This is a genomic window from Streptomyces sp. WMMB 714 (assembly GCF_900090125.1).
GTDB lineage: Bacteria > Actinomycetota > Actinomycetes > Streptomycetales > Streptomycetaceae > Streptomyces > Streptomyces daqingensis.
This window is the reverse complement of the sequence record NZ_FMHJ01000011.1, coordinates 258,436-264,453: the sequence shown is the minus strand read 5'-3', so window position 1 is coordinate 264,453 and position 6,018 is coordinate 258,436. Positions and strand designations below refer to the sequence as shown.

The window sequence follows — 6,018 nt, the reverse complement described above, 5'->3', positions numbered from 1 at the left end:
TGGGGCGCACCCCTCGCCAGTCCGACTGGCTCCGGTGGTATCGACTGCCCCCTGCGCTACCCAGGCCAGTACGCAGACGACGAAAGCGGCCTCCACTACAACAACCAGCGTTACTACGACCCGGAGACCGGCCGATACCTCACACCCGATCCCCTCGGGTTGAAGCCCGCAGACCACCACCACGGCTACGTCACCAACCCCCTTGCCTGGATCGACCCCTTGGGCCTCGAAAGTTGCGATCCGGGTATCGACGACGACACCTACGACGAGATCTACAACAAGTATGGGAATCGCGTAGCAGACGGGGTGGATCACGATTTCGAGCGTGCGAATGACGGCACACGTACGGCACCGGATCACTCCCTATCCGGCATCGGCTCAGACCCTCACGCGCTGGCTAAGTACCTGCATTCATACGAGGGCAAGACGACTCACATCGACACTGACACTGGTGCCCGCGTCGCCTATGATTCATCTCGGCAGGACGCACACGGCCGCGGTGTATTGATCGTGCAGACCCCTCACCGGATCCACGCATATCACTATTCAGAGTCCGATTTCAATTCTGTAAGGTATCAACAGCAGTGAGAGCAAGAGTTCCCATCACCTCAGCAGGCGACGGCCGCTTCAGCTTGAAGATGTCATCATCTCAGGCATCTCTGGTCTCTGAGTGCCTAAGTCTGACAATCGGAGGCGGTTGGGCGGAGGGATATGTCGAGTTCAGCCTGGGGGCTACTAGGGCAGCGGCTGCAGCCATCCACGATGAGTTGATCGCGGGGATCTCCGCGAATCACAGAAGTGCAGTCACCTTTACCCTCCAACAGCTGCACGTGATCAATTGCTGTCTTACCAATGCGGTGGTCGACTTCATCTCGGACGAGGATTTTCACCTGCGGACCGGCTGGTATCGCGAAAACGCAATCGCATTCGCTCGTGAATTGTCGCGATCCCTGCGTGAGCTGATGCCCGCTGACTCCGCCACGTAGGGGTGGGGCTGCTGTAGATGGCGGACACACCCTTGAGTCGTCCGCATGACGCGTACTGCCGCCTCCTGCTGGGGTGGGACGGAGGGGTGCGGGCCTATTGGGGCCGGGTGGTTCTCTGTGTGTTCCCCTCGCAGACCTTGGCGAGCAGCTCCTGGTGCCCTGAGTCGTTAATTGGTGTGCGGTCGCGGCACATGCCAGATGGAAGCACCTGATTCTGGGGAGAGGCGACGCTGTCTCTAGGTCAGAGCTGCTGATCCGAAAGGTGATTCATCGGCCGGAGGCCAGAGGCGTGGTAGAAGGCGCGGGCAGTCTCGTCGAAGTCCCAGACGTCGGTTACCAGGCTTCCGCAGCCTGCGGTGCGCCCTGCCTCACGTACGGCTTCCAGCAGAGCTGGGCCGACTCCAGTACGAGCAGCGTCGGCGATACAGCGACCTGATACAGGGAGATGACGTATGGGCTCGTGAGTGCGGTGCCCACCTCAGGGCGCCCACTCGGGCTCGGGCTTGGTCCGCCGCGGGAGTCAGGTGCCGCAGTCGCGGCCGGGCTCGCACTGCCAGCCGGAGAAGCCCCCTTCTTGGGGGTTGTCGATGGCGTGGTCGAACTGGAGGAAGCCCCAGGCCACCCAGATGATGAAGGCGATGCAGAGGGCCAGCCCGAGGTAGAGGGCGAGCTTCTTGGTGAGGCGGCCGCGGGGGGCTTCGTCTCGGGGGAGGCCGTGGTCTTCGGAGGGGTTGTGCTGTGCCGCTCCGTCCTCGTCTTGCGCACCGTGTGCGGCCGCGGAGTGCGGCTGTTTCTCCGGTCGTCCGGAAGCGGTGTGGCGGCCCTTCATGATCGGGCCGTCATCTGGTCGGACGAGCCGGACACGTCGAAGTCGCGGGCCATTCCGGAGCTGTGCAGGTGTGCGATGTCGGCCTGCTCCAGGTCCATGCCGAACGGTCCGGGGCCGCCGCCGGAGACGGTGGCGCGGTGTTCGCTGGGGATGCCCCAGTCGTACCGTTTCTGGACTTCGACGTGGTAGGTGATTTCGCCGCCCTCCTTCTCCCCGACGAGACGGTACTGGAAGTGGTTGAGCGCGTAGTACCACTCCATGCTGCTGTCACCGTCCGCCGGATCGGGGGCGGTGGACGACCATTCGGTGGTGAACGGTCCGTCCCCGCGCTTGCGGACGTCGTTCTCCAGAGTGCCGTCGACGTCCTTCTGGAAGGCCGGTATCTGGTCCATCATCTGCTGCGGTTCGACCTCGACGGGCTTACCGCTCGCGTCGAGATAGTGCTTGACCAGGCCGGCGGCCGTCGGCCAGCCCTTGGTCGTGGCGAAGTACGCGGCGACGTTGTTGAGCTGGTTGTGGACCTGCCGGTCCTTGGCGGTGGGTTCGACGATGTCGAACTTGCGGTTCTCGGACTCGAAGTTGCCTACCGTACCGAAGATCACTTTGAGGCTCTTCGCCAGCCAGTCGTCGTCCTCGGCAGCGTCGTCGAGCAGTTTCCGCACGCGCTTCTCCAGCGCATCGGCCTTCTTCTGGCGCTCGCCCACGATCCTCGGAGCGCTCGGACTGTCAGGGTCGTACATCACCGACCACTCGACTCTCCCCGAGTCGGTGATGGTCATCCCCTCGTCCAGGGCCTCCCGCTGCAATTTCTCCGCGCGCAGCTTCAGCCCTGCGAGACCTTTCACACCGCCTCGCCCTGTGGCGCCGTCGGCCTCCGTGTCCAGGAACTTCCTCAGCGCCCTGACTTCTTTGTCCAGCGCGTCGATGTCCAGCTGGACGCGGTCGCAGTAGTCCTGGGCGGCTCGGCCGCCCTTGCCGCGCCAGTTGTCCTCGTGGAGCGGTTTCACCACGTCGTCGTGGAACCCCGTCCGGGCTTCCTTCAGCTTCCGGTGGACCGTGGCCCACTCGTCGGCGAATGTCTCCAGCCCTGCCACGTCAAGTTTCAGCAGTGCGGCGAAATCAGGCATGTTCTGCCTACCCCCGGTGCCCTTCTGGTCGGTCGTCGGCGATCGGTAGTCGTCAGAGGAACTGGGACGCGATGCTGGTTTCGTTCTTGTCGTACGCGTCCGCGCTGAGACGGAAGTTCTCCGCTGCCTGGTCGAGCCGCTGCACGACGACCTTGTTCAACGCCTCCCAGCGCTCTTCGAGTTCGTCCAGGCTGCCGGTGAACCTCCAGCCGTCGGCGGCACGGGCCAGTCCTGTGCGCGCGTCCTCCGCCACTCCCCGCGTCTTGCGGACGATCTCCGAGGCCGTCTCGCAGTCGCCGGCCCGCCTGCGCAGGAACGACGAGGTGACACCGAGGTCCGGGTCCGAACCCCAGGGCGCCGGCGCGGTGGGGCTCGGGTTGGGGGAGGGGGACGGTTCGGGGCTGGGGCCTTCGCCGCCCGAGTCGGGCGGAGGGCTCGGGGTGGGACCCGGTGTAGGGCCCGGCGAGGGCTCCGCGGTCGTCGTGTACGCGACCCTGGGGTCGACGGGCCGGCCCATGCTTCCTCCCCCTGGCCGTCCGCGGGCACTCCCCCCATGGAGCACGACGACGGCCTTGGCAATGTAACCGGCAACAGACGGCCGTGATCAAGCGATTTTGCCCCGGGCGTTCGGTACGGCAGGACCTACGGGTTGATGCTGCCTGTCTCGCACACCGTTCGGGCGACCTCGTGGAGCTTGGTGTTCCGTTCCTGGGAGAGCCGGCGCAGCACATCGAAGGCGTCCTCCTGGCTGAGCCCGTGGCGCTCGATGAGCATGCCCATGGCCTCCCCGATGGTGTGGCGGGTGCTGAGGGCCCGGTGGAGCTGTTCGGCGTTGCGGGCGCTGGAGAAGGCGACCACGGCGTGGGAGGCGAGGAGCAGGCCCGCGTTCTCGCTGCCGGTGGTGAAGGAGCCGGGGCTGCGCGAGTAGAGGTTGAGGGCGCCGAGTTCCTCGTCCTCGGTGTAGAGAAGGAAGCCCATCATGCTGCCTATGCCGAGCTTGCCGGCTTCGGGTGCGTACCGCGGCCACCGGTCCTGGTACGCGGTCAGATCCTTGATCCGGTACACGCGGTCGGTGTTCCCGGGCCGGGCGGCATCGAAGCAGGGCCCTTCCTGCATGCGTTCCTGCATCTGGTGGCTGAGCACCACGAGGCTGTCCGTGGGAGCCAGAGTGTGAACCCGTGTGCCCGCACGTACCAGGATTCCGGCGGCGTCGCACCCTTCGATGATCTCCGTCGCGGATCCGGTGATCCGTTCCAGCGTGGCGTCGACGGAGTCCTGCTTCAGAAGGTCCCGCGCCATCGACCCCATGCGGCCGGCGAATCCCTCCCAGTCCATTCTGTGGACCCTTTCCCTCAGCGGCCGACTACAGCCGAGCCCCCGGTCCGGAGCCGTCCGAACCGCACATGACCTGTGTTCCTTCTTCCCAGGAAAACGCCGAGCGCTCATTCGGTTCTCCACTGCCGTGAAGCCGGAAACGGCACGCCCGCTCGGCCCGGAGCCGGGGTGCCCCGGAACGTCTCCGGAACTTGACCCGGCGGAACGTCTCGGGAGGCCTGACCTGCCGGGACGTGCGGGAGCGTGCCGCCCCCGGTGAGAGGTTCCGGAGCATGGCTCGCGAGGTCGCCCGTAGGGCCCGGGGCTGTCGGACGACGTTCAGCCGGCGGCCCAGGCGTCCTCGATCGGGACGGCGCGGCCGAGGACGTCGGACGCGGCGCGGTGGCCGGAGCGGAGTGCCGCGTTGACCGTCGCCGGGTCGTCCGTCCACGTCGCCTCGCCCGCGAGGTGGAGTACGCCGCCCACCGGGGTGGCGAGGAGGTCGTGGTCCTCGGGCGCCGATCCGACGGTCATGTACGCGTACGACCCGCGCGCGTACGGGTCGTCCTGCCACCTGGTCACGTGGGCCCCGGCGGGTTCCTCGACGCGGTCGCCGTAGAGCCGGCGCAGTCCGCGGAGGACCGAGTCGACGATCTTCTCCTGCTCCCAGTCACGCGTCTCACGCGCCGCCGGCCCGGCGGCGAACGTCAGCAGCGTCGGGACGCCGTGAGCGGAGGTGAGGTCGTACCAGGAGTGCCACCAGAGTCCGTGCGGACCTTGCCGGCGGATGCCGTACACCCCCTCGTCCCAGAACTTCGAACGGAAGCGGAGGAAGACCTTCTCGAACGCGTTCATCTCGAGGCGTGACAGCGCACCGGCCACCGGTTCGGGCAGCGGGGGCTCGATGCTGAACGCGGACGACTTCAGCACTCCGACCGGGACGGTCACCACGGCACGGTGTGCGGTGAACCCGCCCTGGCCGGTGGTGACTTCGACGCCGCCGCCGGACCAGCGCACCGAAGTGACGACGTGCTCCAGCCGTACGTCGAGTCCCGCCGCGAGGTGCGTCGCGAGGGCGTCGTAGCCGTCGGGGAAGACGACTTCGTCGCCGTCGATGAAGTCGTCGTCGAGGCCGTGCGCGTCGAGATCGTCGCTCCGGACGCCGTACTGCTCCTCGCTTCGATGGCGCAGGTACTCGCGGACGCGCTCGGTGCGTTCCGCCTCCCAGCCCTGGGCGGCCAGCGCCGACTCGGCGGCCTGCCCGTACGAACTCCCGGGCGCGGCGGCGGCCACGACGCGGGCGAGCTCGGCGTCCACCGCGTCGACGTCGGCCACGAAGCGCCGCACCTCGTCGTCGGTGAGACGGGCGTCCGTCGGCCCGTAGTACGCCATGGGCCGGCTGTACGGCTGGTATCCGCCGACCGTGAACTCCTCGGTCCTGAGCCCGAAGGCGTCGGCCGCCGCGGCGACGGGGCTGCCGGTGATCCCGTGGATCCAGGACGCACCGAGGTCGGTGGTGACCCCGCCTTCCCGGACGCTCCACACACGTCCGCCGACGCGGTCGCGGGCTTCGAGCACGACGACCCGTTGACCGTTCCGGGAGAGCAGACGTGCCGCGGTCAGGCCCGCGACGCCCGCACCCACGACGATCGTGTCGACACGGTCCATCGGGCCCACCCCCTTCTCCCGCGCTGCGCGCGGCGTATCCGGCCAGCCTAATGAGCTGCGCGGCCTCCCGGTGAGCCGCGCACGGATCGGCCGG

6 protein-coding genes are annotated in these 6,018 nt (G+C 67.3%); 1 reads left to right on the top strand and 5 read right to left on the bottom strand.

Annotated features, from left to right (window positions below):
* Positions 1-588: RHS repeat-associated core domain-containing protein (locus tag H181DRAFT_RS20905; RefSeq protein ID WP_139131737.1), on the top strand; the 588-nt coding region annotated here is incomplete at its 5' end.
* Between the two features lie 918 nt (positions 589-1,506).
* On the opposite strand, the gene H181DRAFT_RS20900 is transcribed toward H181DRAFT_RS20905, so the two are convergent.
* The 5 genes from H181DRAFT_RS20900 to H181DRAFT_RS20880 all read right to left on the bottom strand — a co-directional run bounded on the left by H181DRAFT_RS20900 (position 1,507) and on the right by H181DRAFT_RS20880 (position 5,924).
* Positions 1,507-1,815: a hypothetical protein gene (locus H181DRAFT_RS20900; protein ID WP_045866057.1), complete on the bottom strand. Its 309-nt coding sequence runs from the start codon at positions 1,813-1,815 to the stop codon at positions 1,507-1,509.
* Positions 1,812-2,942, bottom strand: a complete 1,131-nt coding sequence (locus H181DRAFT_RS20895; protein WP_139131736.1) for a hypothetical protein — start codon at positions 2,940-2,942, stop codon at positions 1,812-1,814. The genes H181DRAFT_RS20900 and H181DRAFT_RS20895 overlap by 4 nt, the downstream gene beginning before the upstream one ends.
* A 52-nt stretch (positions 2,943-2,994) precedes the next feature.
* Positions 2,995-3,459 carry a hypothetical protein gene (locus H181DRAFT_RS20890; protein WP_045866055.1) on the bottom strand — a complete coding sequence of 155 codons (465 nt, stop codon included), beginning with the start codon at positions 3,457-3,459 and terminating at the stop codon, positions 2,995-2,997.
* Between the two features lie 125 nt (positions 3,460-3,584).
* On the bottom strand, positions 3,585-4,277 hold the full coding sequence (locus H181DRAFT_RS20885) for a GAF and ANTAR domain-containing protein (RefSeq protein ID WP_045866054.1): 693 nt from the start codon (positions 4,275-4,277) through the stop codon (positions 3,585-3,587).
* Positions 4,278-4,595: 318 nt separating this feature from the next.
* Positions 4,596-5,924 carry a flavin monoamine oxidase family protein gene (locus H181DRAFT_RS20880; RefSeq protein ID WP_045866121.1) on the bottom strand — a complete coding sequence of 443 codons (1,329 nt, stop codon included), beginning with the start codon at positions 5,922-5,924 and terminating at the stop codon, positions 4,596-4,598.
* Positions 5,925-6,018 lie beyond the last annotated feature (94 nt).

Bases quoted from the DNA above. Each gene is read 5' to 3' on its own strand.
- H181DRAFT_RS20900 (WP_045866057.1), bottom strand. From the start codon at position 1,815: ATGAAGGGCCGCCACACCGCTTCCGGACGACCGGAGAAACAGCCGCAC.
- H181DRAFT_RS20895 (WP_139131736.1), bottom strand. From the start codon at position 2,942: ATGCCTGATTTCGCCGCACTGCTGAAACTTGACGTGGCAGGGCTGGAG.
- H181DRAFT_RS20890 (WP_045866055.1), bottom strand. From the start codon at position 3,459: ATGGGCCGGCCCGTCGACCCCAGGGTCGCGTACACGACGACCGCGGAG.
- H181DRAFT_RS20885 (WP_045866054.1), bottom strand. From the start codon at position 4,277: ATGGACTGGGAGGGATTCGCCGGCCGCATGGGGTCGATGGCGCGGGAC.
- H181DRAFT_RS20880 (WP_045866121.1), bottom strand. From the start codon at position 5,924: ATGGACCGTGTCGACACGATCGTCGTGGGTGCGGGCGTCGCGGGCCTG.